21 protein-coding genes are annotated in these 24,811 nt (G+C 64.3%); 16 read left to right on the forward strand and 5 right to left on the reverse strand.

All coding sequences use genetic code 11. The features are described from left to right. Window position 1: 1 nt before the first annotated feature. The 10 genes from AAE027_RS31935 to AAE027_RS31980 all read left to right on the forward strand — a co-directional run bounded on the left by AAE027_RS31935 (window position 2) and on the right by AAE027_RS31980 (window position 12,109). Window positions 2–1,414 (forward strand): mannose-1-phosphate guanylyltransferase/mannose-6-phosphate isomerase, encoded by a 1,413-nt coding sequence (locus AAE027_RS31935; protein WP_370989881.1) that lies wholly within the window; start codon window positions 2–4, stop codon window positions 1,412–1,414. A gap of 184 nt (window positions 1,415–1,598) precedes the next feature. Next, window positions 1,599–2,603, forward strand: coding sequence for a Gfo/Idh/MocA family protein (locus AAE027_RS31940; protein ID WP_128938810.1), 1,005 nt, complete (start codon window positions 1,599–1,601; stop codon window positions 2,601–2,603). Window positions 2,604–2,654: 51 nt separating this feature from the next. Beyond that, a complete protein-coding gene (locus tag AAE027_RS31945) occupies window positions 2,655–3,806 on the forward strand; it encodes a DegT/DnrJ/EryC1/StrS family aminotransferase (protein ID WP_370989882.1) in 1,152 nt (383 codons plus the stop codon). A gap of 228 nt (window positions 3,807–4,034) precedes the next feature. Then, on the forward strand, window positions 4,035–5,564 hold the full coding sequence (gene murJ, locus AAE027_RS31950) for a murein biosynthesis integral membrane protein MurJ (RefSeq protein ID WP_370989883.1): 1,530 nt from the start codon (window positions 4,035–4,037) through the stop codon (window positions 5,562–5,564). A gap of 66 nt (window positions 5,565–5,630) precedes the next feature. Beyond that, window positions 5,631–6,149: a DoxX family protein gene (locus AAE027_RS31955; RefSeq protein ID WP_370989885.1), complete on the forward strand. Its 519-nt coding sequence runs from the start codon at window positions 5,631–5,633 to the stop codon at window positions 6,147–6,149. Between the two features lie 486 nt (window positions 6,150–6,635). Then, the gene (locus AAE027_RS31960; RefSeq protein WP_370989887.1) at window positions 6,636–6,833 is read left to right on the forward strand and encodes a hypothetical protein; all 198 of its coding nucleotides are present in this window, start codon (window positions 6,636–6,638) and stop codon (window positions 6,831–6,833) included. 172 nt (window positions 6,834–7,005) lie between these two features. Beyond that, window positions 7,006–7,335, forward strand: coding sequence for a DUF1127 domain-containing protein (locus AAE027_RS31965; protein ID WP_370989888.1), 330 nt, complete (start codon window positions 7,006–7,008; stop codon window positions 7,333–7,335). A 285-nt stretch (window positions 7,336–7,620) separates the two neighbouring features. Beyond that, the gene (locus AAE027_RS31970; protein ID WP_370989889.1) at window positions 7,621–9,930 is read left to right on the forward strand and encodes a xanthine dehydrogenase family protein molybdopterin-binding subunit; all 2,310 of its coding nucleotides are present in this window, start codon (window positions 7,621–7,623) and stop codon (window positions 9,928–9,930) included. A 90-nt stretch (window positions 9,931–10,020) separates the two neighbouring features. Next, entirely contained in the window at window positions 10,021–10,470 is a 450-nt protein-coding gene (locus AAE027_RS31975) for a cytochrome c (RefSeq protein WP_370989890.1), read from the forward strand. A 355-nt stretch (window positions 10,471–10,825) separates the two neighbouring features. After that, entirely contained in the window at window positions 10,826–12,109 is a 1,284-nt protein-coding gene (locus AAE027_RS31980; RefSeq protein ID WP_128932760.1) for a cystathionine gamma-synthase family protein, read from the forward strand. A gap of 72 nt (window positions 12,110–12,181) precedes the next feature. Here the strand turns inward: AAE027_RS31980 and AAE027_RS31985 are convergent, their stop codons facing one another. Beyond that, the gene (locus AAE027_RS31985) at window positions 12,182–12,598 is read right to left on the reverse strand and encodes a CHRD domain-containing protein (RefSeq protein ID WP_370989891.1); all 417 of its coding nucleotides are present in this window, start codon (window positions 12,596–12,598) and stop codon (window positions 12,182–12,184) included. 155 nt (window positions 12,599–12,753) lie between these two features. Between AAE027_RS31985 and AAE027_RS31990 the strand changes: the two genes are divergently transcribed. Further along, a complete protein-coding gene (locus AAE027_RS31990; RefSeq protein WP_370989892.1) occupies window positions 12,754–13,683 on the forward strand; it encodes a c-type cytochrome in 930 nt (309 codons plus the stop codon). A 158-nt stretch (window positions 13,684–13,841) separates the two neighbouring features. Here the strand turns inward: AAE027_RS31990 and AAE027_RS31995 are convergent, their stop codons facing one another. Together AAE027_RS31995 and AAE027_RS32000 are read right to left on the reverse strand one after the other, a co-directional pair. Beyond that, window positions 13,842–14,087: an Lrp/AsnC ligand binding domain-containing protein gene (locus AAE027_RS31995; protein ID WP_091891994.1), complete on the reverse strand. Its 246-nt coding sequence runs from the start codon at window positions 14,085–14,087 to the stop codon at window positions 13,842–13,844. 96 nt (window positions 14,088–14,183) lie between these two features. After that, the gene (locus AAE027_RS32000; protein WP_370989893.1) at window positions 14,184–16,163 is read right to left on the reverse strand and encodes a PAS domain S-box protein; all 1,980 of its coding nucleotides are present in this window, start codon (window positions 16,161–16,163) and stop codon (window positions 14,184–14,186) included. Between the two features lie 289 nt (window positions 16,164–16,452). Here AAE027_RS32000 and thiD point away from each other — a divergent pair, with 289 nt between their 5' ends. The 4 genes from thiD (at window position 16,453) to AAE027_RS32020 (ending at window position 20,492) form a co-directional block, all read left to right on the forward strand. Continuing rightward, window positions 16,453–17,253 carry a bifunctional hydroxymethylpyrimidine kinase/phosphomethylpyrimidine kinase gene (gene thiD / locus AAE027_RS32005; protein WP_370989894.1) on the forward strand — a complete coding sequence of 267 codons (801 nt, stop codon included), beginning with the start codon at window positions 16,453–16,455 and terminating at the stop codon, window positions 17,251–17,253. Window positions 17,254–17,576: 323 nt separating this feature from the next. Then, window positions 17,577–18,389 (forward strand): UDP-2,3-diacylglucosamine diphosphatase, encoded by an 813-nt coding sequence (locus AAE027_RS32010; RefSeq protein WP_091891998.1) that lies wholly within the window; start codon window positions 17,577–17,579, stop codon window positions 18,387–18,389. A 13-nt stretch (window positions 18,390–18,402) separates the two neighbouring features. Then, window positions 18,403–19,446: a glycosyltransferase family 4 protein gene (locus AAE027_RS32015; protein ID WP_370989895.1), complete on the forward strand. Its 1,044-nt coding sequence runs from the start codon at window positions 18,403–18,405 to the stop codon at window positions 19,444–19,446. 62 nt (window positions 19,447–19,508) lie between these two features. Then, on the forward strand, window positions 19,509–20,492 hold the full coding sequence (locus tag AAE027_RS32020; RefSeq protein ID WP_128944935.1) for a threonine/serine dehydratase family protein: 984 nt from the start codon (window positions 19,509–19,511) through the stop codon (window positions 20,490–20,492). A gap of 425 nt (window positions 20,493–20,917) precedes the next feature. Here the strand turns inward: AAE027_RS32020 and AAE027_RS32025 are convergent, their stop codons facing one another. Then, entirely contained in the window at window positions 20,918–22,720 is a 1,803-nt protein-coding gene (locus AAE027_RS32025; RefSeq protein WP_370989896.1) for a caspase family protein, read from the reverse strand. 189 nt (window positions 22,721–22,909) lie between these two features. On the opposite strand from AAE027_RS32025, the gene AAE027_RS32030 reads away from it, so the two are divergent. Next, the gene (locus AAE027_RS32030) at window positions 22,910–23,269 is read left to right on the forward strand and encodes a hypothetical protein (protein ID WP_370989928.1); all 360 of its coding nucleotides are present in this window, start codon (window positions 22,910–22,912) and stop codon (window positions 23,267–23,269) included. Window positions 23,270–23,401: 132 nt separating this feature from the next. Here AAE027_RS32030 and AAE027_RS32035 read toward each other — a convergent pair whose 3' ends face one another. After that, complete coding sequence (locus tag AAE027_RS32035) at window positions 23,402–24,793, reverse strand: hypothetical protein (RefSeq protein WP_370989897.1); 1,392 nt, start codon at window positions 24,791–24,793, stop codon at window positions 23,402–23,404. Between the last annotated feature and the right edge of the window lie 18 nt (window positions 24,794–24,811).

The raw sequence follows: 24,811 nt of genomic DNA on the forward strand, positions 1-24,811 counted from the left end.
GATGGACAAACGCATAATCCCCCTGATCATGTGCGGCGGTGCCGGCACGCGGCTGTGGCCGGCTTCGCGCGAGGTGCGGCCCAAGCAATTCCTGCCGCTGTTCGGCACCCGCTCGACCTTCCAGGACACGCTGCTGCGCGTCTCCGATCCCTCGCTGTTCGACCGGCCGATCGTCATCACCAATGCGGCCTATCGCTTCATGGTGCTGGAGCAGCTCGCTGAGATCGGGATCGAGGCCGATGTGATCCTCGAGCCGATGCGGCGCGATTCCGGACCTGCGATCGCGGCTGGCGCGGTGTTCGCGCAGAACCGCGCCAATGAAGCGATCGTGCTCGCGCTCGCCGCCGACCACGTGGTGCGGGACAATGCCGCCTTCGTCGCCGCGTGCCGCGAAGGCCTTGCGGCCGCGAATGCCGGGCGCATCGTCACCTTCGGTGTCAAGCCGGAGCGGCCGGCGACCGAATACGGCTATATCAACCCGGGCGAGGTGATCACCGGCGAGGTGCACGCGGTCGCGCGCTTCGTCGAGAAGCCGGATGCCGTGAAGGCATCGGACTACGTCACTTCCGGCTATCTCTGGAACAGCGGCAATTTCATGTTCCCGGCGGCCGTGCTGCTCGACGAATATCGCAGGGTGGATGCGGCGAGCATCGAGGCTGTCACGAGCGCCGTCACCAATGCCGGCCGCGATCTCGGCTTCGTCACGCTGGAGCCGCAGGCGTTCGGCGCGGCGAAGGCGATCTCGATCGACTATGCGGTGATGGAAAAGACCTCGCGCGCAGCCGTCGTGCCGGTGTCGTGCGGCTGGTCCGACGTCGGCTCCTGGCTCGCGGTGTGGGAGCTCTCGGAGAAGGACGCGCAAGGCAACGCCGCGCACGGCACTGCGGTGTTCGAAGACTCCCGCAACTGCAACGTCACCACCGATTCCGCGCTGGTCGCGCTCGAAGGCGTCGACGATCTCGTGGTGGTCGCGACCGCGGATGCGGTGCTGGTGTCGCGCCAGAAGGATGCCAACGGCCTGAAGCGTCTTGTGACCAAGCTTAAGGCGGTGGCGCCCAAGGTCACCGAGGAACACCTCAAGGTGCACCGGCCCTGGGGCAGCTATCAGTCCGTCGACAATGGCGAGCGGCATCAGGTCAAGCGCATCGTGGTGAAGCCGGGTGGGCGGCTGTCGCTGCAGAAGCATCACCATCGTGCCGAGCACTGGATCGTGGTGCGAGGCACGGCACAGGTGACTGTCAACGACACCGTGAAAGCGGTGCACGAGAACGAGTCGGTCTACATTCCGATGGGCGCCGTTCACCGGATGGAGAACCCCGGTAAAATCATGCTGGAGCTGATCGAGGTCCAGACTGGGAGCTATCTCGGGGAAGACGACATCATCCGGATTGAAGACGACTATCAAAGGTCGTAACCAGCAAACTCCGAATCACGCGATCCGGGCCCGAAGAGCGGTATCTTTTCCGGCTTAAGGCCCGGGGAACGTGTAATTTTTTGAATCAAATCGTGTCCGGACCGCTAGCGCGTCATTCGCCACAAATGTGGCGCCCGTGCTAGAAGCGGCGCCGGGGATTTGGGTTGAATCGGGGTTCCATCAGATGAGTTCCAAAGGATCTGCACCGGCCAAGGCCGGCCTGCGAGTCGGCGTCATTGGCGCGGGCGTGATGGGCAGCAACCACGCGCGCGTGCTCGCGGGTCTTCCCGGCGTCAGCCTGGTCGGCATCGTCGATCCTTCGCCGACGCACCGCACCCGCACCACCGAGCTTGCGAGCTGCCAGGGTTTTGAGACGCTCGACCAGCTCTTCGCCGAGGGCGTCGATGCCGTCACCATCGCGGCGCCCACCCATCTGCATCACGAGGTCGCGCTCGCCTGCATCGCCAAGAACATCCACGTCCTGGTCGAGAAGCCGATCGCATCCACGGTCGAAGAGGGCCGCGAGATCGTCGCCGCCGCGCGAAAGGCCGGCGTCACGCTGATGATCGGTCATGTCGAGCGCTTCAATCCGGCGGTCGCCGCGGTCAAGCAGGCGATCGCGGGCGAGGACATCCTGTCGATCGCGATCACCCGCGTCGGCCCGTTCCCGCCGCGCATGTCCAATGTCGGCGTCGTCATCGACCTCGCCGTGCACGACATCGATCTGATCCGCTGGTTCACCGAATCCGACATCGTCGAGGTGCAGCCGCAACTGTCGAGCGCGGTTGCCGAGCGCGAGGACATCGCGCTGTTGCAGTTCCGCACCGCCAATGGCGTGCTCGCCCACATCAACACCAACTGGCTGACGCCGTTCAAGGCACGCAGCGTCACGGTCGCGACGCGCGACAAATACGTGATGGGCGATCTGTTGACGCGCCAGGTCACCGAATGCTTCGGCTTCAAGCCTGATGGCAGCTATTCGATGCGGCATCTGCCTGTCGGCCATGACGAGCCGCTGCGGGCCGAACTGATTGCGTTCCTGAAAGCAGTGCGCAACGGCGAGACGCCGGCGGTGACCGGCGACGAAGGCGTCGCCAGCCTCGAGATCGCGACGCAGTGCCTGGAGGCGCCGTCGCGGCCCGCAGCCGCGGCGCCCGCCCGCAAGGGCCCGCGCCGCGTCGCCGGCTAATCCCTTTCCATGTCGGCTTCTCAAACGTCGCGAGAAAATCAGCAAGGCGCCATGAACCAGCATCTGCGTTCCGATCCCATTCCCTTCATCGATGTCGGCGCGCAGCGCCGCCGGCTCGGCGCCTCGCTCGATGCGGCCGTGAAACGGGTTCTCGACCATTGCCAGTTCGTCAACGGACCTGAGGTCTTCGAGCTGGAGAAGCAGCTTGCGGCCTACAGCGGTGCCAAGCACGTCATCGGCTGCGCCAGCGGCACCGACGCGATCCTGATGGTGATGATGGCGAAGAATGTCGGACCCGGCGATGCCGTGCTGTGTCCCTCCTTCACCTTCATCGCGACCGCCTCGCCAGTGGCCCGGACCGGCGCGACACCGGTCTATGTCGACGTGGATGAGACCACCTTCAACATGAGCCCGGAGTCGCTGAAGCGCGGCATCGCGGCCGCCCGCAAGGCCGGGCTCAAGCCGGTCGCGGTCATTCCGGTCGACCTGTTCGGCCAGCCCGCCGATCACGACACTATTGCCGAGATCGCCAAGGCCGAAGGCCTGTTCGTGCTCGACGACGCCGCGCAGGGCTTTGGTGCGAGTTACAAGGGCCGCAAGCTCGGCACGCTCGGGCACGCCACCGCGACCAGCTTCTTTCCCGCCAAACCGCTCGGCTGCTTCGGCGACGGCGGTGCGATCTTCACCGACGATGACGAACTCGCGGCCACGCTGCGCAGCATCCGCGTGCACGGGCAGGGCGTCGACAAATACGACAACGTCCGCCTCGGCCTGACCGGCCGGCTCGACACCATGCAGGCCGCAATCCTGATCGAGAAGCTGAAGATCTTTGACGACGAGATCGCCGCCCGCAACAAGGTTGCGGAACGCTACGCGCGTGGCCTGTCCAACGTCGTCACCGTGCCGCGTCTGTCGCCCGGCAACACATCGGTCTGGGCGCAGTACACGATCCGCTTGCCCAAGGGTACCGACCGCGACGGCTTTGCCGCCGCGCTGAAGGCCCAGGGCGTGCCGACCGCGATCTATTACGGCAAGTCGATGCATCAGCAGACCGCCTACAAGCACTACCCGGTCGCAGACGGCGGCCTGCCGGGATGTGAAAGCCTGTCGCAGGACGTCATCAGCCTGCCGATGCACGCCTACCTGACCGAAGCCGACCAGGAGCGGGTCATCGCCGCCGTGCGCGGCGCGCTTTCAAGCTGATCTCGCGATTCTCCCCCTCTCCCCTTGTGGGAGAGGGTGGCTCGCCGCGATAGCGGCGAGACGGGTGAGGGGTCTCTCTCCGTACGGAAAACGCGGAGAGAGACCCCTCACCCCAATGAGTTCGTGTCTACTCGCGGCGCTGCCCTCTCCCACAAGGGGAGAGGGCACAGCAATGTGCATCGCAAGATGCAATCGACCTCCGTCCGATAAGCCTCTAGAACAGTTCGCATGCTCGGACGCATCTTCACGGTTGGCGGTTATACGCTGCTCTCGCGGGTGACGGGATTTGCCCGCGACATCATGCTCGCGGCGATTCTCGGCGCCGGCCCGGTGGCCGACGCCTTCTTCGTGGCGCTGCGGCTGCCCAACCATTTCCGGGCGATCTTCGCCGAGGGCGCCTTCAACGCGGCCTGGGTGCCGGCCTATGCGCATGTCCATGGCGAGAAGGGGGAGGGAGCGGCAAGCCTGTTCGCCGATCGCATCTTCACGCTGCTATTGGCCTCGCAAGTCGTGCTGCTGATCGTTGCCTGGCTGTTCATGCCGCAGGCCATGAGCATTTTGGCGCCAGGCTTTTCCGAGGACGCCGAGCAACGCAAGCTCGCGATCGAGCTCACGCGAATCACCTTTCCTTATCTGCTGCTGATCACGCTGGTGACGCTCTACGGCGGCATGCTCAACGTGATGCAGCGCTTCGCCAGTGCCGCGGCCGCGTCGATCTTCCTCAACGTCGGGATGATGATGACGCTGGCGCTGGCCGCCTGGTTTCCAACCGCGGGCCACGCTGCGGCCTGGGGCGTGCTGATCTCCGGCTTCCTGCAATATTTCCTGCTCGCCGGCGATCTGGCGCGTCATGGCGGCCTGCCGCGCTTTGCGCCCTTGAGGCTCGATGAAGACGTCCGCGGCTTCTTCAAGGCGTTAGGGCCTGCGACGCTGGGCTCGATGGGGACACAGGTCGCGCTGTTCGCCGATACCATCATTGCGACCTTCCTGCCTGCCGGCGCGCTGTCGGCGCTCTATTACGCCGATCGCCTCAACCAGCTCCCTATCGGCGTGATCGGCATCGCCATCGGCACGGTGCTGTTGCCGGAAATGTCGCGGCGCATCACCGCCAACGACCACGACGGTGCGATGAAGGCGCAACGCCGTGCCTTCGATTTCACGCTGCTGTTCTCGGTGCCGTTCGTCGCGGCCTTCATCACCGTGCCCGAGGCGATCATGCGCGCGCTGTTCGCCCGCGGCGCGTTCTCGAAGGCCGATGCGGCCGCGGCAGGTGCAACGCTCGCCGCCTATGCCATCGGCCTGATCCCCTTCGTACTGATCCGCAGTGCGGTCGCGACTTTCTATGCGCGCAAGGATACGGCAACGCCGGTCCGGGCGTCGCTGACCGGCATCGCGGTCAACGTCGCCCTGAAAGTCGCGTTAATGGGATCGCTCGCCCAGATCGGCCTCGCGCTCGCAACAGCCGTTGGTGTCTGGACCAACCTCTTGCTGGTGCTCTTCTTCGCAGTGCGGCGAGGCTTTCTCGTGCCGGACCGCGGCTGGCTGATGTCGCTCGCCAAATTCCTGCTGACCGGATTGATCCTGGCCGCCACCTTCTGGCTGACTGCGCACTTCAGCGCGGGCATTTTGGCCTCCATGCAAGCCTTCCGGGACGAAGTGACGCTGGCCCTCTTGGCCATCGGGGGCACGATCGTCTACGCGCTCGCGATCCTCACCCTGTTCGGCCGCAACTGGCTGATCTCGCTGGTGCGAGGCTAGCCGTTACCCCGCCGTCACCGCGCCGTGCGATGCCCCCGCCGGGGCCTTTCATGCGGTTCGCCGATCATGATACGATCTCTGGCATATTCAGGTGCCGTCCTCAGGCAACAAAGCGATGAGGCAGTGACCATGACATTCCGCCCTCCCTGGCCCACATCTCAAATTGACAAGTTCGCCACCAGCAATGCCGACCTGCTGATCCTGATCGGCCGCGTCCTGCTTGCATGGGTCTTCGTTGGAAGCGCGTACGGAGCACTTACGAATTTCAGCGGCTCAGTGGGCTATTTTCGGTCGCTGAACCTTCCAATGCCCCAGCTGTTCACGACAGTAACCGTCCTGCTGGAAATACTGATATCGGCTGGTTTGATACTCGGCATTGGTACGCGCTACTGCGCAATTTTGGTTTTGCTATTTGTCGTCGCGGCTACTGCAATCGCACATCGTTACTGGGAATATCCCGCCGGTCCGCAACAGATTGGACAGTACAATAATTTCTTGAAGAACATCTCGATATTGGGAGGCGCTCTGTTGATCTTGGTCACCGGAGGGGGACGGTTCTCCCTCGATCGGAGGCTGGCAGGCTAGCAGCGTTGTTCGTTTCTCAGCGTCAATAGCCATAATTTTCCTGAACTGCCTGGAGGCGCAAAGCATCGCGCTCCCTCGCAGAGCTGAGAGAGTGCGTCCGCACGATGTGCGCGCTTTGGTTCGTTCGCCCTGCGTCATCAAGGCGACGCGCAGCCTTGCCAGTTTGGCAGCGGCCAAGCCGCGCCTTAAGGCCACTGCCTTAAGCCCACTATTGCGTCACTTCGCCCTCAGCCTGAACGTAACCTCGAGCAGATGGCTGAGGAATTTTGACAGAGGCTTCAAGCGCTCGGCAGTGATTCCGAAGAAAAGCATCAGCCACGTCGCCAGTGCGGCACACCACAATAGACTTTCCAATGTTTCGGGCATGAGGACACCCCTTCAAAACAAGTACTTGAAATGCGAGCAGTCTTGCCGAACGAAACCCGCGTGGCAAGTCCTCCAATAAGTGGCAAGACGCCGAAATACTCGGAAGAGCGTTAGGGCGCCATGACATTCGCCAAAGCACTGCATCTCGGTGTGCGCCGGGGAAGCAAAACCAATCTGCTGCTGGTGCTCTTCTTCGCGGTGCCGCTGACCGAATTTCCAGAGACGACTGCGCCGGCGCGAGGGCTCGCTTTTAGGATGCAACCGACATCGGCACATCCCTTGATTTTACGCGATTGTTGTGGTACGAGCGCCTCATGATCAAATCCGTGCGCACCGTCAACTTCATGCACATGACCCGCTTCGGCTGGGCCGTGGGAGGAGTCGCGCGCTAGGATTTCGACGACGACATCTTTTCCACCAGGCCCCGCCGGCATCGGACGGGGCCTTTTCTTTGGCCACGCTCCTGCCGGCTCAACAGCAGGAGCATCCGATGCCACCCCATCAGACGATCATCACATCCGAGACCGAGCGCGATGCCGCGGCGCTCCGTCTCGACCTTCCCGTTGCACTGGAAAAGGATACTGCTGGACCAGCGGCCAGTTCGGCGCAAAGCGTCTTAGGCCTGCTCAAGCAGTGTTGGCGAGCGTTTCAGCGGCGGCGCCAGCGCCAGGGCTTACGGGTCACTTTGCAGGAGCTCAGTGACAGGGAGCTGATGGACATCGGCTTGACGCGTAGCGAGATCGACTACATCACATCTCAACGAGCCATCGATGCGCTTAGAGATAGGGCGATGCATCTATGGAGCCGTGGTGTGATGTGACTGATAGGCATCAGACGTGGACATGCGCTTTGCGAGCAAGCGGCGGTCGGCACGGCCGCTTGTTCATGGGAGTGCGCTGCGGGTTAGTTCGGCAACTAATCATGCCAATAACCGCATCGATCTTCACAGGGAAATGACCGAGCTGCGACCTTTCGTGCCCATCCCGCTCCGACAGGCGAGGGCAGCGAACAACTTTCGCGGACGCTGCATGCCTAAACCCGTTTGCCTTGCAAGTTTTTCCACGGCAATATGCCGCCAAAACAACCATGAGAACGGGAAGATAAAATGGCGGCTCCCATCAAGTTCGGCGTTGGCCAAAGCGTGCTGCGCAAGGAGGATGACGCACTCATCCGCGGCAAGGGCCGCTATACCGACGATTACACGCCGCAGGCCGCGCTCCGCTGCTTGATGCTGCGCTCGCCGCACGCGCATGCCAAATACACCATCGATGTGAGCCGTGCCCGCGGCTTGCCCGGCGTTGCGCTGATCCTGACTGCCGATGACGTCAAGGATCTCGGCAATCTGCCGTGCCTGTTCAATCTCGAGACCGATCCCTTCACCGGCCCGCCATACCCGATCCTCGCCAAGGATGAGGTGCGCCATGTCGGCGATGCCGTCGCCTTCGTCGTCGCCGAGACCATCGATCAGGCGCGTGACGCGATCGAGGCGATCGATGTCAAATGGAGCCCGCTGCCGGCGGTGACCGGCGTCGTCAACGCCGTGAAGCCCGGGGCCCCGCAGGTCTGGCCGGACAAGCCGGGTAACGTGCTGTTCGACGTCTCGATCGGCGACAAGCAAGCGACCGAAGCCGCCTTTGCCAAGGCGCATGCGGTCGCCGAAATCTCCATCGTCAATCCGCGCGTGGTCGCGAGCTTCATGGAGACGCGCGCGGCCGTCTGCGAATACGACGCCAAGCGCGACCATCTGACGCTGACCGTCGGCAGCCAGGGCAGTCATCGCCTGCGCGACATCCTCTGCCAGAACGTGCTCAATATCCCCACCGACAAGATGCGGGTGATCTGCCCCGACGTCGGCGGCGGTTTCGGCACAAAGCTGTTTCCCTATCGGGAATACGCCCTGATGGCGGTCGCGGCGCGACAGCTGAAGAAGGCCGTGAAATGGGCGGCCGATCGCTCCGAGCATTTCATGGGCGACGCGCAGGGCCGCGACAACGTCACCACCGCCAAGATGGCGCTGGCCGAGGACGGCAAGTTCCTCGCGATGGATTGCGACCTGATGGGCGACATGGGCGCGTATCTGTCGACCTTCGGGCCTTACATCCCGCACGGCGGCGCCGGCATGCTGCCGGGCCTCTACGACATCCAGGCCTTCCATTGCCGGGTGCGCACCATCTTCACCCACAGCGTTCCGGTCGATGCCTATCGCGGTGCGGGGCGGCCCGAGGCAGCCTACGTCATCGAACGCCTCGTCGACGCCTGCGCGCGCAAACTCGAGATGACGCCGGACGCCATCCGCCGCAAGAATTTCATCCCGCCGAAGGCGCTGCCTTACAAGACGGCGACCGGCAAGGTCTACGATTCCGGCGACTTCGCCGCGCATCTGAAGCGCGCGATGGAGATCGCGGAATGGAAGGAGTTTGGCAAGCGTGCCAAGGCGGCTAAGAAGCAGGGGTTGATCCGCGGCATCGGCCTTGCGAGCTATGTCGAGATCTGTGGCGTGATGGGTGAGGAGACGGCCAATGTCCGCCTCGATCCCAATGGCGACGTCACCGTCCTGATCGGCACGCAATCGAGCGGACAGGGTCATCAGACGGCCTATGCGCAGATCGTCGCCGAACAGTTCGGCCTGCCGCCGGAGCGTGTGCATATCCACCAGGGCGACACCGATGAGATTGCGACGGGCCTCGGCACCGGCGGTTCGGCCTCGATTCCCACCGGCGGCGTCTGCGTGGAGCGTGCTGCGGGCGATCTCGGCAAGAAGCTGAAGGAGTTCGCAGCGCAGGCGCTGGAAGCGAGCGCGGGGGACCTCGAGATTACCGACGGCGTGATCCGGATCGCCGGCACCGACCGCTCGATCTCCTTCGCCGACCTCGCCAAACGGCCCGGCGCCGATCCGTCGAAGCTGAACGGCAGCGCCACCTTCGCCAGCGCCGACGGCACCTATCCCAACGGCACGCATCTGGCGGAGGTCGAGCTCGATCCGGCCACGGGCATCATCAAGATCGTCAACTATGTGATCGTCGACGATTTCGGCAAGACGCTCAACCCGCTGCTGCTGGCGGGGCAGGTGCATGGCGGCGCCATGCAGGGCATCGGCCAGGCCTTGATGGAGCAGGTGGTCTATGGCGCGAGCGACGGCCAGCTCATCACCGCGACCTACATGGACTACGCGCTGCCGCGCGCGGCGGACGGGCCGGCCTTCGTGTTCGAGACCAACAACATCCCCTGCAAGACCAATCCGCTGGGCGTGAAGGGGGCGGGCGAGGCCGGCGCGATCGGCTCCTGTCCGGCCGTCGTCAACGCCATCGTCGATGCGCTCTGGCGCGAATACAAGATCGACCACATCGACATGCCGGCAACGCCCGAGCGGGTGTGGATCGCGATCAACGAGCATCACCGCCGTCACAGTCTCTAGCCCGGATCCTCCCGCGCGGGAATAAACGCCCTGCGCGGGGTTCTATTCATGATGGCCGAATTCCCCCAACCGCCTCGGAGACACAAGCCGATGAGACGAACGATGATTGTCGCGGGTACCCTGCTGCTGGGTGTGGGCGCCGTGACGGCGCAGCAGGAGATCGCCGTTCAGCAGGACAATCTGATGCGCTCGATCGCCAAGAACCAGTATGGAATCATCCAGAAGATGACCAAGGGCGACATCCCCTATGACCAGAAAGCGGTCGATCGGGCCATCGCCAGCATGGAAGCCGATGTCGCCAAGATCGCGAAGACCTTCGAGGTCAATCCCAAGCAGGACGTGGTGAACGCGACCTATGGCGCCTCGCAAAAGGTCTGGCAGAACAAGGCCGATTTCGACTCCAAAATCCCTCCGGTGCAGAAGGCGATCGCCGACGTCAAAGGCAAGATCACCAATGTCGCGAGCCTGAAAGCGGCCTATACCGCGATCAACGATCGCTGCACCGATTGCCACGAGACGTATCGGGTGAAGTTGAAATAACAGGGCCAAGTCCGTAGCCCGGATGGAGTGAAGCGAAATCCGGGAGATCTATCCAAGAATGATAGTCCGTCCCGGATTGCGCTGCGCTCCATCCGGGCTACTAGGACTCACGAAACGGCGGTTGCGAAAGCAGCCGCCCTTTTTTGCGCGACCATGGGCCGCGAGTCGCAGCGCAGCGCGACAGGAAATTACCTCCGCAAGGCCTGACGGATCGCCGTGAGAGCGGTTATGTTTGCTTCAGCCGCCGCGGCATTGATGTGAGCTGTTGGATGCTGGCGCATCTCGCGCCTGACTGCCTCATGATAGCAGGAGTTCCAACGCCCGGCGAGGAACTGAAGCAACAGCGAGATAGGCCATGGCAAAACCATTCCCGTCGAAGACCCACATCGGCAACCATATGCTGCATCCGGAAACCTTGATGCTGACCTATGGCTATGACCCGCAACTGTCGGAAGGCGCCATCAAGCCGCCGGTGTTCCTGACCTCGACCTTCGTGTTCAAGACGGCCGACGACGGCCAGGACTTCTTCGACTACGTCGCCGGCCGGCGCGAGCCGCCGGAGGGGATGGGCGCAGGCCTGGTCTATTCGCGCTTCAATCACCCCAACAGCGAGATCGTCGAGGACCGGCTCTCGATCTATGAGCGCACCGAGAGCTGCGCTCTGTTCTCGTCCGGCATGGCGGCCATCGCAACCACGATCCTGGCTTTCGTGCGCCCCGGCGACGTCATTCTGCACTCCCAGCCGCTCTATGGCGGGACGGAAACGCTGCTGACGAACACGCTTGCGCGTCTGTCGATCGGCGCGGTCGGCTTTGCCGACGGCATCGACGAGGCGGCAGTCAAGCAGGCTGCGGAGGAGGCCATGGGCAAGGGTCGGGTGTCGATGATCCTGATCGAAACTCCCGCCAACCCGACCAATGGGCTGGTCGACATTGCGATGATGCGCCGTGTCGCCGAAGTCATCGGAAAGGCTCAGGGACACACGCCGATCATCGCCTGCGACAATACGCTGCTCGGACCGGTGTTTCAGCGGCCGATCGAGCACGGCGCAGATATTTCCTTGTACTCGCTCACGAAATATGTCGGCGGTCATTCCGACCTGATCGCGGGCGCCGCGCTCGGCTCGAAGGCGCTCATGAAGGGGATCAAGGCGCTGCGCGGCGCCATCGGCACCCAGCTCGATCCGCATTCCTGCTGGATGATCAACCGGTCGCTCGAGACGCTGAGCCTGCGCATGGAAAAGGCCGATGTGAATGCGCGCCTCGTCGCGGACTATTTGCGCGATCACCCCAAGGTGGCGAAAGTCCACTATCTCGGTCATCACGAGGACGCATCGCCAGCCGGACGGGTGTTCGCGGAGCAGTGCTCAGGGGCCGGCTCCACGTTCTCGTTCGATATCGTCGGCGGCAAGGAAGCGGCCGTCAAATTCCTCAACGCGCTCCAGATCTTCAAGCTCGCCGTGAGTCTCGGCGGAACGGAATCGCTGGCCAGCCTGCCGGCGACGATGACCCATTCCGGCGTTCCCGCCGACATCCGCCGGAAAATCGGTGTCCTCGATTCCACGATCCGGCTGTCGATCGGAATCGAAAATCCGTCGGACCTGATCGCCGACCTCGCGCAGGCGCTGAACGCGGCTTGAGCGTGGCGAGAATCGAAAAGGCCGGACGCCCCTCCTGCGTCCGGCCCTTCCGCAGCGAAACAGCGTTTGCGCTTACTTCGTCACTTGGCCGCGGATCTCGCCACCCGGGTTCGCCGCCGTGTGGATGTTGATGTAGTACTTGCCGCCGAGCAGATCGGCGGCCTGCGCGTCGGTGAGCGTCGCTTCGCCCTTGACCGGGCTCGCCGCCGCGTTCGGGATCGCGACCGCAACGCCGGCGTTCTTGCCCGCCTCGGCCGGGCCATGGAAATGAGCCGCGGTGGCAGGGCCAGAGAGCCCGGAATAGTTGACGGTCCAGGACAGTTTCTTGCTGGCGGCATCGTAGTTCAAATCGGCCGTTCCGGTGCCGCTGGTTGTCGTTGCGGGTACCTCGGACTTGCCGTCGAGCGTGGCTTTCAGCTTTTCGGCGCAGGCCGGGCCTGCAAAAGCGACGGCACCGAGCGCGCACATGGCGATGACGGTCTTGTTCATGACATTCTCCCTGCAAAACCCGTTCGGGCTGGCTAACTTTCAACAGTCGGCATTTCAGTTTATTCCCGTTTCCGGCCAGGGCGGGCTAAATTCTTTGTGGTTGGAGCCGCACGGAGATCGGTCATAGGTTCGCCGCAACGAATGAATGGATCAGCATGTTGCAACGAACAATTTTCGTGGCGCTGCTCGTCGCGATCGCCGCTACGGGCATCTATTGGTGGCTCAGCGCGCCGGTGGTGGCGGCTGCGAGCACCACGCCGCCGCCCCATGCGCCTGATCTTGCCAATGGCGAGGTGATGTTCAACGTCGGCGGCTGCGCGTCCTGCCATGCCGTTCCCAATCAGCCCGATCGTCTCAGGCTCGGTGGCGGCGTCGCGATCAAGTCGCCGTTCGGAACGTTCTACGCGCCGAACATCTCGCCCGATCCGGCCGACGGCATCGGCAAATGGACGGATGCCGATTTCGTCAATGCGGTGATGCACGGGGTCTCGCCGTCCGGGCAGCATTACTTTCCGGCGTTTCCCTACACCTCCTATCAGCACGCCAGGCGCGAGGACGTGCTCGATCTCTTTGCGTATCTGAAAACGCTGCCGGCCGTTGCAGGCAAAGTGCGTGACCACGACGTCGGCTTTCCCTTCGACATCCGGCGCAACATCGGCATCTGGAAGTTCTTGTTTCTGGACGACAAGCCCTTCGTCGCCGACGCCGCGAAGTCGCCGGAATTCAATCGTGGCGCCTATCTCGTGAACAGTTTCGGCCATTGCGCCGAATGCCACACCCCGCGCAACGCGCTTGGCGGCATCATTTCCGGCGAGCGGTTTGCCGGCGGGCCCAATCCGGAAGGCGAGGGGTGGGTCCCCAACATCACCCAGAAGCGCCTCGGTGACTGGAGCGCGAAGGACATCGCCTATTTCCTCAAGACCGGCGAATTGCCCGACGGCGACAGCGCCGGCGGCGCGATGACGCGCGTCATCAAGAACACCTCGCAATTGCCGGACGCCGATCTCGCGGCGATGGCGGACTACGTCAAATCGCTGCCGCCTGTGGACGGGCCGACGCCGCCCAAGCGCAAGCAGGGCAGCTAGTGTAGCTCGATCGGATGTCCGGGGCTGCGGCGTTCAGTGAGACTGTAACCCCTCACCCGGATCGCATCTATCGATGCGATCCGACCTCTCCCTTCGGGAGAGCTGACCTCTTGGCTCGCATCGATTTTACCGAACTCATCTCACATAAAGACGCGGCGCTAGCTCGTGCCGAACGCCTTGAACGTGATGATGGTGAGGGTGTCCTGGATGCCCGGCAGCACCTGCACCTTCTCGTTGACGAAGTGGCCGATGTCGGTGTCCTTGTCGACGTAGAACTTCACCAGGAGGTCGTATTGACCGGCCGTGGAGTAGATCTCGGAGGCGATCTCGGCTTCGGCGAGCGCATTGGCGACCACATAGGACTGGCCGAGCTTGCATTTGATCTGGACGAAAAAGGGAACCATCGCGGTCACTCCGAAAGCACATCTGGCCGGCTAATAGGCCAAAACCGGCCGCATTTAGCAAGCGAACTTGCCGGCCGCCAGATGGCTATCAGGCGCTCAGGAGGCGACGGCCGCCGCGGCGAATGCATCCCTGAGCCGCTGCGCGAGCTCGACCTTGCGATAGGGCTTGGTCAGCACGATCGCCTGGGCATGCGCGCGGCCCTGCTCCACCAGGGTCTCCAGCGCGTAGCCCGAGGTGAACAGGACCGGCAGGCCCGGGCGAATCCGCCGCGCCTGATCAGCAAGCTCCCAGCCGCTCATGCCGCCCGGCATCACGATGTCGGTGAACAACATGTCGATGCTGGGATCGGTGCGCAGCTGCTGCAGGGCCTCCTTGCCATTGACGGCGGCGACGACGCGGTATCCGAGAGCTTCCACCCTGCGAATCGCGGAGGAGCGGACGAACGGATCGTCCTCGGCGATCAGGATGGTCTCGTATCCTCTGGGCGCCGTGTCCTCGCCGTCCGCAAGGTCGGCCTGTGTTTGCCCTGCGTCGGCGCGCGGCAGGTAGATCCGGACCGTCGTCCCAAGACCCGCCTCGCTGTAGATCGAGACATGGCCATTGGATTGCTTGGCAAAGCCATAGACCATGCTGAGACCGAGGCCGGAGGCCTTGCCGACCTCCTTGGTGGTGAAGAACGGCTCGAAGGCGCGCGCGGTGACATCAGGCGTCATGCCTTCGCCGTCGTCGGTGACCGAGATCAACGCGTAAGTGCCGGATGCGACTTCCGGGTGAAGGACACGATAGTCGTCGTCGATCGCAACCAGCTCCGTGCTCAGCGTCAGATGTCCTCCGGATGGCATGGCATCCTGTGCGTTGAGCGCAAGGTTCAGCACGGCGGATTCGAGCTGGGTGCGATCTGCAAAGGCCATGATCGTGCCGGGCCCGGAGCTCGTCCTGATCTCGACATTTTCGCGCAAGGTGCGCTTGAGCAGCTTGAACATGGAATCGAGCAGGCCGCGGCAATCGATCATCTGAGGCTGGAGCAATTGGCGGCGGCTGAACGCGAGCAGGCGCTGCGTCAGCTCGGCGCCGCGTTCGCCCGATTGGCAGATGTCGTCGGCAAACCGCTTGAGGTCGGGCCTCGCCTTGAGCTGCTCGCTGAGGTGCTCGGCGTTGCCGATGATGACGGTCAAGAGATTGTTGAAATCGTGCGCGATGCCGCCGGAGAGCTGGCCGACCGTCTCCATCTTCTGCGCCTGCTGGAGCTGCTGCTCGGTCAGCTTGCGCGTGGTCAGATCGTGGATGATGCCGACGAAGATCAATTCGCCGTCCTGCCGCGCCTGGCCCACCGACAGGTCCATCGGAAAGGTCGATTCATCCTTGCGCAGGCCGATGGCCTCGCCGCCGGTCGCGAAATGCCCCGTGCGGCTGTCGGACGCAGCAGCTGCCTCGGGCATCAGCATGCCGATGTGCCGGCCCATCACCTCGTCGGCCCGGTAGCCGAACAAGCGCTCGCAGGCCGGATTGAACAGCAGGATTCGATCCTGCGCATCGAACAGGATGACCCCGTCGACCGCGGTCTCGACGATTGCGGTGAGGCGCGCCATGCTGTCGCGCATCGCGCGCTGGGCTTCCCCGACCTGCTTGAGCAGGAGCGTCGCGTCCCGGCTCTTGATTTCCTCCTCCTCGAGCGCGGCCTGGACCTGCCGAAGCTCGAACGGAGAAGGAATCGTCAGGATCTTCGGCAGCAGCGGCCAGAGCGCAGCGGCGGTCACCACGGACGCGACCGCTGTGGTCGCCTTGACGAGGCCCTCGATGCCATAGATCGGGACCCAAAGCGTGTAGATCGACAGCACATGGGTCAGGCCGCACGCCATGATGAAGATCGCGAACGCCCAGTAGACCCAACCGAATTTGAGGTCGCGCCGCTTGGTGACGAGGATCGCGAGCGCGAACGGGATCGAAAAATAAGCGGCGGCGATGCAGGCGTCGGAAACGACATGGAGCCAGATCAGTTCGGGTTCCCACAACAGGCAGATGCCGTGCGGCGACAGCATCGAGGAGTCGAGGAGACGTTCAAAATAGGCCCACATAATTCCACCCCGGGAAAACGTGCGAGCCGGGGGCGGCTCGCGCGAATGGTGTCGCTGGACGATTCCACCACCTAACGTCTCACTCATCGGTGCGGACGCCAAGGGCAGGTTATCAAGGCTATGGCGATGCTCGATTTTTCAGGCCGGCACGATTGCGGGGGCGATGCCGCGCCGGTTGCGGGCGCGACGGGCCGCCACGAATCATGGCGGCGGGCCGTGGCGCTTGCTGCTGTTCCACGGTCGCGCTACGACAGGCCATGGCGGTGTCCTCAAGCAAATGCATCCCGCGATGACGACCCCGGTCGCGCTCACCATCGCCGGCTCCGATTCGAGCGGCGGCGCCGGCATCCAGGCGGACCTGAAGACTTTTGCCGCTCTCGGCGTCTATGGCGCCTCCGCCATCACGGCACTGACGGCGCAGAACACGCGCGGCGTCACCGGCATTCACGCGGTGCCGGCGGAGTTCGTCACCGCACAGATCGATGCGGTGTTTTCCGATCTCGATGTCGGCGCGGTGAAGATCGGCATGGTGGCCCAGGCCGCCAGCATCGAGGCGATCGCGGCCGCGCTGTCGCGCTGGGCGCCGCGCCACGTGGTGCTCGATCCCGTGATGGTGGCAACGTCAGGCGACCGGCTGCTGGCCTCCGAGGCCGTCGAAGCGTTGCGCACGAGACTGATACCGCTCGCCTCGGTGATCACGCCGAACCTGCCCGAGGCCGCTGCGCTGCTCGAGGAGCCCGTGGCGGAAAGCGAGGCCGAGATCGAAAGCCAGGGGCGCCGCCTGCTGGCGCTCGGCTGCCGCGCAGTCCTGGTCAAGGGCGGGCACGGCGCGGGCGCGGAGAGCATCGACTATCTGATCGATGCCGACAGCACCATCGCGCTCGCCGCGCCGCGCCTCGCCACCAAGAACACCCATGGTACCGGCTGCTCGCTGTCATCGGCGGTCGCGGCGGGGCTCGCCAGGGGCGAGGAGCTCGAGCAAGCGGTGCGCAATGCCAAGGCCTGGATCAGCGCCGCGATCGCGGCCGCTGACCGCTTCAGCGTCGGGCATGGCCACGGACCGATCCATCATTTCCACAAGTTTTACTGACGCGGGCTCGCTCAACCTCTCCCGCTTGCGGGAGAGGTCGCGCCGAAAGGCGCGGGTGAGGGCTCTCTCCACTCGGGGGTCATCGCTTGAGGAGGCAGCCTCACCCCAACCCTCTCCCGCAAGCGGGAGAGGGAGCGCACTTGCCTCGTGGGTTCCAGCGGGAATCTGGTCTTGCGGAGACCGTTGCGGCGCGATGTCGCCTGATTGTCGCATGCGACTGATATTCGCGGGCAGGGCGAGGCAAGGCGTGATTCGTATTTGAAGGTGCCTCGAAGGTTCAATCGGTCATCCCCCTGTCACGGGACATTGTTACAGGCTGGCGCATGGGAAGCTACGATGTGAGTGACGAGAGCCCGGAGCGGCGCTTTCGCACGTTGTTCATCTCCGACGTTCATCTCGGAGCCCGCGGTTCTCAAGCCGACCTTCTGCTCGACTTCCTGCGCTACCACGATGCCGACACCATCTATCTCGTCGGCGACATCGTCGACGGCTGGGCGCTGAAATCGAGCTGGCACTGGCCGCAATCGCACAACGACCTGGTCCAGAAGCTGCTGCGCAAGGCGCGCAAGGGCGCCAAGATCATCTACATTCCCGGCAATCACGACGAGTTCCTGCGCAACTATTACGGCACGCATTTCGGCGGCATCGACGTGGTCGAGAACACCGTCCATACCGGCGTCGACGGCAAGCGCTATCTCGTCATCCACGGCGACATCTTCGACCTCGTGGTGCAGAATGCGCGCTGGCTCGCCCATCTCGGAGACAAGGCCTACGACTTCGCGATCCAGATGAATCGCTTGGTCAATTTCTTCCGCCGCCTGTTCGGCGTGCCCTATTGGTCGCTGTCGCAATGGGCCAAGCAGAAGGTCAAGAACGCCGTCAACTATATCGGCGCGTTCGAGCAGGCGCTCGCCGCCGAAGCGCGGCGCCATGAGGCCGACGGCGTGATCTGCGGCCACATCCACTATGCCGTGATCCGCGACGAGGCCGGCATCCGCTACATGAATTGCGGCGACTGGGTCGAGAGCTGCACGGCCCTCGTCGAGCACGACGACGGCCATTTCGAGATCATCACCTGGGCGGATCATTTGCAGAAGCCCGCACAAGTCCCGCAGGTCGCGGCAAGAGCTGCCTGATGAGAGCTGCCTGATGCGCATCCTGGTCGCGACCGACGCCTGGCACCCGCAAGTCAACGGTGTGGTTCGGACGCTGGCCAAACTCGCTGACGCCGCCGAGGGGCTCGGCATCGCGTTTACGTTCCTGACGCCGCAATCGTTCCGCACCTTTGCGATGCCGAGCTATCGCGATGTGCGCCTCGCGATGCCGCGTCCGGCGCGAATTGCAAGGCTGATCGAAGAGGCGCGCCCGGACAGCATCCACATTGCGACGGAGGGGCCGATCGGCCTGATGGTCCGCCGTTATTGCCGGCAGCGCAGGCTGCCGTTCACGACCAGCTTCCACACCCGCTTTCCCGAATATGTCCGCGCCCGCGTGCCGGTGCCGGGCTCGCTGATCTGGCGCGCGCTGCGCCGCTTCCATGCGCCCAGCCGCGCCGTGATGGCGGCAACGCCCGCGCTCGCCCGCGAGCTCGGCGAGCGCGGCTTCGACAATGTCGTGCTGTGGCCGCGCGGCGTCGACACCCATTTGTTCCACCCGCGCGCGATCGACCTCTGTCTGCCGGCGCCGGTGTTCCTGTCGGTCGGCCGGGTCGCGGTGGAGAAGAATCTCGAGGCCTTTCTCGACCTCGATCTGCCCGGCACCAAGGTGATCGTCGGCGACGGTCCGGCGCGTGCCGCGCTCGAACAGGCCTATCCCGATGCGATCTTCCTCGGCGAGAAGCATGGCGAGGCGCTGGCGGAAATCTATGCTGCGGCCGACGTCTTCGTGTTCCCGAGCAAGACCGATACGTTCGGCCTGGTCCTGCTGGAAGCGCTCGCGAGCGGCCTGCCGGTGGCGGCCTTCCCCGTGAAGGGTCCCCGCGACGTGATCGGCAATGCGCCGGTCGGCGTTCTCGATCACGATCTGCGCAGCGCCTGTTTCGCCGCGCTCGACATCTCCCGGCAGGACTGCGTCGCGTTCGCCGCCAATTACACCTGGGAGGCTTCGGCCAGGGCTTTCGTGGCTAGCATCGAGGCGGTCGGCGCGGTACTGCCGGGCCGGAACGGGGCGGAACAGCCACGCTTCGTCGCCTGACGGGGAAAATCCTCGCGGGGAGGTGTCTTGCCCGCGGCTCGTCGGCCGCGATAAAGTCGGCCATGACCGAACAGCTCCTCCCGGTCGGCCCCGCCGACATCGATGCCGCAGCGCGCGTGATCGCGCCTTACGCCATCCGCACCCCGCTGTTGTCTTTTCCCGTGCTCAACGAGCGCGTCGGCGCAAAGGTCTTCCTGAAGCCGGAAATGCTCCAGCGCACCGGCTCCTTCAAGTTCCGCGGCGCCTTCAACAAGGTGTTCTCGATTCCGCAGGACAAGCGCGCCGGCGGCGTCGTCGCGTTCTCCTCGGGCAACCACGCCCAGGGCGTGGCGGCCGCGGCAAAAATCCTCGACATGCAGGCGACGATCGTGATGCCGGCGGATGCGCCGCTGTCCAAGCGCGAGCGCACCAAATCCTACGGCGCAGAGGTCGTGCTGTACGATCGCGACCGCGACGACCGCGAGGCGATCTCGCGCGGCATCGCCGAGAAGCGCGGCGCGACACTGGTCAAGCCGTACGACGATCCCTTCGTGATTGCGGGGCAGGGCACCGCCGGCCGCGAGATCGCGGAGGACATGGCGGGCCTCGGCCTTGCCCCCGACATCGTGGTCGCGCCGGCCTCCGGCGGCGGCCTGATCGCGGGCGTCGCAACGGCGGTGAAGGCGCGCTATCCGCTCGCCGAGATCGTGGTCGCCGAGCCCGAGGCGTTCGACGATCACGGCATTTCGCTGACCGCCGGCCATCGTGAGCCGCATCCGCCGGCGGGCCGCACCATCTGCGATGCGCTGATGGCCCTGATGCCCGGCGAGATGACCTTTGCCATCAACAGCAAGCTGCTGGCGCGCGGCGTCACCGCATCGGACGCCGAGGTGGGCGCCGCGGTGGCGTTCGCCTATCGCGAGCTGAAGCTCGTGGTGGAGCCGGGCGGCGCCGTGGGCCTTGCCGCGCTGCTGGCGGGACGTCTCGACGTCGCCGGCAAGAACGTCGTCATCGTGCTCTCCGGCGGTAATGTCGATGCGGAGTTGTTCGCCGAGCTGGTGGCTTGAGTTTGGTTGAAATGGTGCGAGCCGCAGTCCACCTCTCCCGAAGGGAGAGGTCGGATCGCATAGATAGATGCGATCCGGGTGAGGGGTTACGGTCTCAGCGAGCGTTGCGGCCCCTCACCCGGATTGCTGGCGCAATCCGACCTCTCCCCGCCGGGGAGAGGTAAGGCCGGCACCGTGCCCGTCCTCATCCAGTCATGACGAGAAGAAAGGGGCAGAGCGTTGCCGCTCTGCCCCTTCTGGGTGTTTGTCGATCTTGTGGTTCGAACTTTCCGCTTGCTCGGTGCAACCTCTCCCGCTTGCGGGAGAGGTCGGCACGCAGTGCCGGGTGAGGGCTTTTTCCTCTTGGGGATTGTCCCGTTGCGGAGAGACCCTCTCCCCAACCCTCCCCCGCAGGCGGGGGAGGGAGCGCACCTTCCTCGTGGCGATCAGTGCATGAAGTTCCGGCGATTGTTGCCGCCGCCCGTGCTCGGCGCCTGGTTCATCGACTGCCGGAAGTTGTTGCCGCTGTTGACCATGCGGTTCGGCGTCGTGTTGAGCTGCGGACGGTTGGTCTGCACGTTGTTCTGCACCTGCACCTTGTTCACCGGATTGTTGTTGAGCTTCACGATACCGGTGTTGCCGTTGTTGATGCGGATCGGCTGGTTCTGGGTCTGAACGGGCTTCACATCGATAGTCGAGCCACCCTTGCCGACATTCACCGGCATGCTCACGATCTTGCCCGGCTTGCCGTTGGCGTTGCTGGCATTCGGCTTGGTGTTGGTCACGGGCAGCGTCACGATCTTGCCGGTGCCACCAGTGTTGTTGCTCGCGTTGGTCGGCGCAGGCAGGGTGACGATCTTGCCCGGGGTCTGCGACGGCGTGCCGTTCGGCTGGTTGTTGCCTGAGGGCAGGTTGATGATCTGGCCACCATTGCCGAGCTTGCCGATGACGTTGCCGTCGATCGGCTTCTGCACGACCGGCAGATTGCCGTTCACTTGCGCGCCGCCATTGCCCTGCTGCATCAGCGGCATGTATTTGGGCTGGCCGAGATTGCCGATCTTCAGCGTGGGGGCGATGTTCTGTGGCGCCAGGAACTTGGTCGCTTGCATCAACGGGATCTGCTTCGGCTGCGCCTGCAGTTTCAGCGCGACTTGCGCATAGGGGCTGTTGCCGTAGCTGTCATAGAAGCTCTTGTAGCCGAGCGGCGAGTTCGTGAGCACGGCCTTGTGCCAGGCCTGCGTGAGCAGGAGGTTGTTGAGCAGCCAGCGGATGTGGTCGCACAGCGGGTCGTGCGGGTACATCTGGATGAACTCCTGATAATATTCCGGCCGGCCCTCGGACACCACGTAGTCATAGGCCTGGCGGGTCGAGCGGCTCGGCAGGTTGGAGGCCATCTGCACCACCGGCGCTTTTACCGGCGGCCGATTGGCGGCAACGGCGGTGTCGCCGAAGAAGGTGAAGTCCGAGGTCAGCGACGAGCTCTCCCACGGAATCTGCGCACCGCTGGTGGTCTGGTTCACCTGCAGGCGCACGCGCTTGAACAGCTGCTCGATCGGCACGTTGGGCTCGCGCGCGACGTTCAGGAACGCCTGGGTGTAGGGGCTGTGGCCGCTGGTGCCGTCGAGCGCTTCGGCGCCCGGCGCGGTCGAGTAGCCGACGATCGAGCCGTTCGGCGCATCGACGATGGCTAGGCCGCGGCCGGCGTCGTTGACTTGGGGGAACGGGTTGTTGCGGCAGGCATCGAGGATGACGATGCGCATGCGGCTCGGGATCGTCTCCAGCGTCGACATCACGTCGACCAGACGCACCGAGTTGTTGACGAGCTCGGTCGGGCTCGACACCTTCGCATCGACGGGTACGAGATAATTCTCGCCGGCGAGCTGCACGCCGTGACCAGCGTAATAGACCATCGCCACCGTGTTCGGACCGCGCGAAGCGACCTTGGCGGAAAAGTCCTGCACCACGCGCAGCATGTCGTTCTGGGTGAGGTCGGTCGCGGCGACCACTTCGAAACCGGCCGAGTTTAGGAACTGCGCCATCGATTGCGCGTCATCGTCGGGGTTCGCAAGTTGCGGCGCGTTCTGGTAGTTCGCATTGCCGATCACCAGCGCCACCCGCTGCTCCGGGCCTTGCAGCGCGGTGGGAGCCGGCTGGGCCGGGGCGACTTGCGCGGAAACGGGCCCGCAAGCGAAGCCGAACAGGCTTCCCAGGAGGCCGGCAGTCATCAGGAAAGGCTTTAGGCGGAACATGGCGTGCTCCTTTGCCACTCATCTCGATGCGAGATTGGTTGCGAGCAAGCCTGACCGCGTTCGATTCCGGCGTCCGTGATCCCTATCACGATGGTAAGTTGCGTGATCTGAATCACGCTTGGAACCTGCTATGGTTGGGGATCGATTGGGAGGATGGCCTCCGCGCAATCGATCGACTATTGTCGATTCATGTCGCGCATTGTGTGTCTATTCGTTGCTGTCATCCTGTCTCTGCTGCCCGCCGCCGCGCCCGCCGAGCCCGTTCAGAAGCGTCCCAAGCCGGTCTGGCGCGGCTACGGCTTCCTGCCGGGCTATCGCCAGCCGCTAAGCAACAGCATTCCGCTCTACAAGCAGAAGGACGCGATGCGTCGCTTGTCGCGCGCCGACCGGCGCCACTGGTACATCGACCCGGTCCCTCAGTATTACCGCTGGGATGGCGAGTGGCACTATTTCGGCCGCCCCGGCTTCGGCGGTGGCCGCTACAATGGCGGCAGTTTCGGTCCATGCTGGACGCGGACGCCGATCGGGCCGATCTGGAATTGCGGGTGACGAGGGGACGCGACGCAGCTAGCCCGTCATTGCGAGGAGCTCTTGCGACGAAGCAATCCAGACTGTCTCCGCGGAGGGATTCTGGATTGCTTCGTTGCGCTCGCAATGACGGTGTGGCGAGAGCGTGCTCTCTTACGAGAAAAACGCGATCTTCTCGGCCTGGGTCATGCGGCGGATCGGCGCGAGCGGGTCGTTGGCGGCGGCGCGGGGTTTTTGCAGGATGCCGCTGGCGAGGATGGTGGCGCCGAGCGAGGGCTCGGGCAAGGACGTGGATAAGGGCGAGGGCATCGGCAGCGTCGCGCTCGGTGCCGCGGCGAATGTTGCTGTGGCCGCCATGGTCGGGGCCGGCTGCTCCATCACTTCGGCAGCGGCTTCCGCAATGGCGTCGGTGAGGCGCGCGAGCGAGTCCATCGCGATCGGCGCGTCCGCGGCGGGCTCTTCCGCGACCGCTGCGACGACCGGCTCTGGCGCGATCGGCTCCGGCGGCTCCGCTGCAACGGGAGCTGCGATCTCCGCAGCCGTCGGCTCCGGAGCGACCGCTTCCATCTCCACCGGCTCGATGATCTCGTCGAACTCCGGATCGGGCGCGGCCATCTCCAGCGCGATGGCCTCAAGGATGGCTTCGTCTTCGGCTTCCGCGGCGGCGTCGAGCGAGAACTCGTCGCTCATCTCCGCGAGGGCGGCGGGCTCAGCGGCCGGCTCTTCAAAAGCGACGTCTTCATCCGCCGCTTTTTCAAGTGCAGCTTCTTCAACTGCTGCCTGGCTTTCGGCGACGATCTCGGGCGCGATTGCCTGCTCGGCAACGGCGGAAGTATCAGTGACGCCAGCTGCTTCGACCTCGGGAGCGGCGGCGATGTCCTGCGACGTCTCCGTAAAAGCCACGGGGCCTTCGCTCGCCGTCGCGCCAAGCGCGACCTCCGAATGCGGCGCTTCTGCCGCGGATGACGGTGCCTCCTGCCTGGGAGCCGGCGCGGCCTGCGGCGTTGCGCCGCCGTCAAGCTGCTCGACCCGATCCTTCAGTAGATCGAAGGCCGCCTTGAGCTCGACACGGGGGTCGATGGTCGAGATCTGTCCGCAGGCGGCCTCGATGGAGGCGAGCTGCGAATCAATGAGGTCGCAGATTCGCCCGTCGGCGCCGATCTCGCGCCAGCGCCAGGAGATCTCCTTGATGATGCGCACCCCGCGCGGAATCGGCGCAAGGCTCGCCTCGATCGCCGCGGAATCGAACGCCGCGATTGCGATCGTCTCGGCCTCGCGGATGGCGCGTCGGATCTCGATCAGCGCCTCGGGCAGGCGGTCCTCGACGACGGGTTGTCGCTGTGCCGCAAGGGTTTCTTCGATCTTCGCGACCGCATCGAGCACCATGCGCGTGTCGGCGTTGCGGTTGCGCTTGGCGTATTCGCCGAGGAACCAGCGGCCGCGCGCGGTCTCCATGAAGGCTTCGCGGATCGCGTCGTAATCCTGCTCGTTCGGCTCGGCCGCGCGGGCAGACATGGGCGAGAGGGCGAATGCTTCGTTGGCCATGACAATCTCGTCGCGCAA

This window comes from Bradyrhizobium sp. DN3, from assembly GCF_041357655.1.
GTDB lineage: Bacteria > Pseudomonadota > Alphaproteobacteria > Rhizobiales > Xanthobacteraceae > Bradyrhizobium.

Excerpts from the sequence above, each read along its gene's own strand:
- AAE027_RS32010 (WP_091891998.1), top strand. The coding sequence starts at position 17,577 with ATGGGAAGCTACGATGTGAGTGACGAGAGCCCGGAGCGGCGCTTTCGC.
- AAE027_RS32030 (WP_370989928.1), top strand. The coding sequence starts at position 22,910 with ATGTCGCGCATTGTGTGTCTATTCGTTGCTGTCATCCTGTCTCTGCTG.
- AAE027_RS32025 (WP_370989896.1), bottom strand. The coding sequence starts at position 22,720 with ATGTTCCGCCTAAAGCCTTTCCTGATGACTGCCGGCCTCCTGGGAAGC.
- AAE027_RS31935 (WP_370989881.1), top strand. The coding sequence starts at position 2 with ATGGACAAACGCATAATCCCCCTGATCATGTGCGGCGGTGCCGGCACG.
- AAE027_RS31965 (WP_370989888.1), top strand. The coding sequence starts at position 7,006 with ATGCCACCCCATCAGACGATCATCACATCCGAGACCGAGCGCGATGCC.
- AAE027_RS32020 (WP_128944935.1), top strand. The coding sequence starts at position 19,509 with ATGACCGAACAGCTCCTCCCGGTCGGCCCCGCCGACATCGATGCCGCA.
- AAE027_RS31985 (WP_370989891.1), bottom strand. The coding sequence starts at position 12,598 with ATGAACAAGACCGTCATCGCCATGTGCGCGCTCGGTGCCGTCGCTTTT.
- AAE027_RS32000 (WP_370989893.1), bottom strand. The coding sequence starts at position 16,163 with ATGTGGGCCTATTTTGAACGTCTCCTCGACTCCTCGATGCTGTCGCCG.
- AAE027_RS31970 (WP_370989889.1), top strand. The coding sequence starts at position 7,621 with ATGGCGGCTCCCATCAAGTTCGGCGTTGGCCAAAGCGTGCTGCGCAAG.
- AAE027_RS32035 (WP_370989897.1), bottom strand. The coding sequence starts at position 24,793 with ATGGCCAACGAAGCATTCGCCCTCTCGCCCATGTCTGCCCGCGCGGCC.
- AAE027_RS31990 (WP_370989892.1), top strand. The coding sequence starts at position 12,754 with ATGTTGCAACGAACAATTTTCGTGGCGCTGCTCGTCGCGATCGCCGCT.
- AAE027_RS31960 (WP_370989887.1), top strand. The coding sequence starts at position 6,636 with ATGACATTCGCCAAAGCACTGCATCTCGGTGTGCGCCGGGGAAGCAAA.
- AAE027_RS31955 (WP_370989885.1), top strand. The coding sequence starts at position 5,631 with ATGATACGATCTCTGGCATATTCAGGTGCCGTCCTCAGGCAACAAAGC.
- AAE027_RS31940 (WP_128938810.1), top strand. The coding sequence starts at position 1,599 with ATGAGTTCCAAAGGATCTGCACCGGCCAAGGCCGGCCTGCGAGTCGGC.
- AAE027_RS31995 (WP_091891994.1), bottom strand. The coding sequence starts at position 14,087 with ATGGTTCCCTTTTTCGTCCAGATCAAATGCAAGCTCGGCCAGTCCTAT.
- AAE027_RS31980 (WP_128932760.1), top strand. The coding sequence starts at position 10,826 with ATGGCAAAACCATTCCCGTCGAAGACCCACATCGGCAACCATATGCTG.
- thiD (WP_370989894.1), top strand. The coding sequence starts at position 16,453 with ATGACGACCCCGGTCGCGCTCACCATCGCCGGCTCCGATTCGAGCGGC.
- AAE027_RS31975 (WP_370989890.1), top strand. The coding sequence starts at position 10,021 with ATGAGACGAACGATGATTGTCGCGGGTACCCTGCTGCTGGGTGTGGGC.
- murJ (WP_370989883.1), top strand. The coding sequence starts at position 4,035 with ATGCTCGGACGCATCTTCACGGTTGGCGGTTATACGCTGCTCTCGCGG.
- AAE027_RS32015 (WP_370989895.1), top strand. The coding sequence starts at position 18,403 with ATGCGCATCCTGGTCGCGACCGACGCCTGGCACCCGCAAGTCAACGGT.
- AAE027_RS31945 (WP_370989882.1), top strand. The coding sequence starts at position 2,655 with ATGAACCAGCATCTGCGTTCCGATCCCATTCCCTTCATCGATGTCGGC.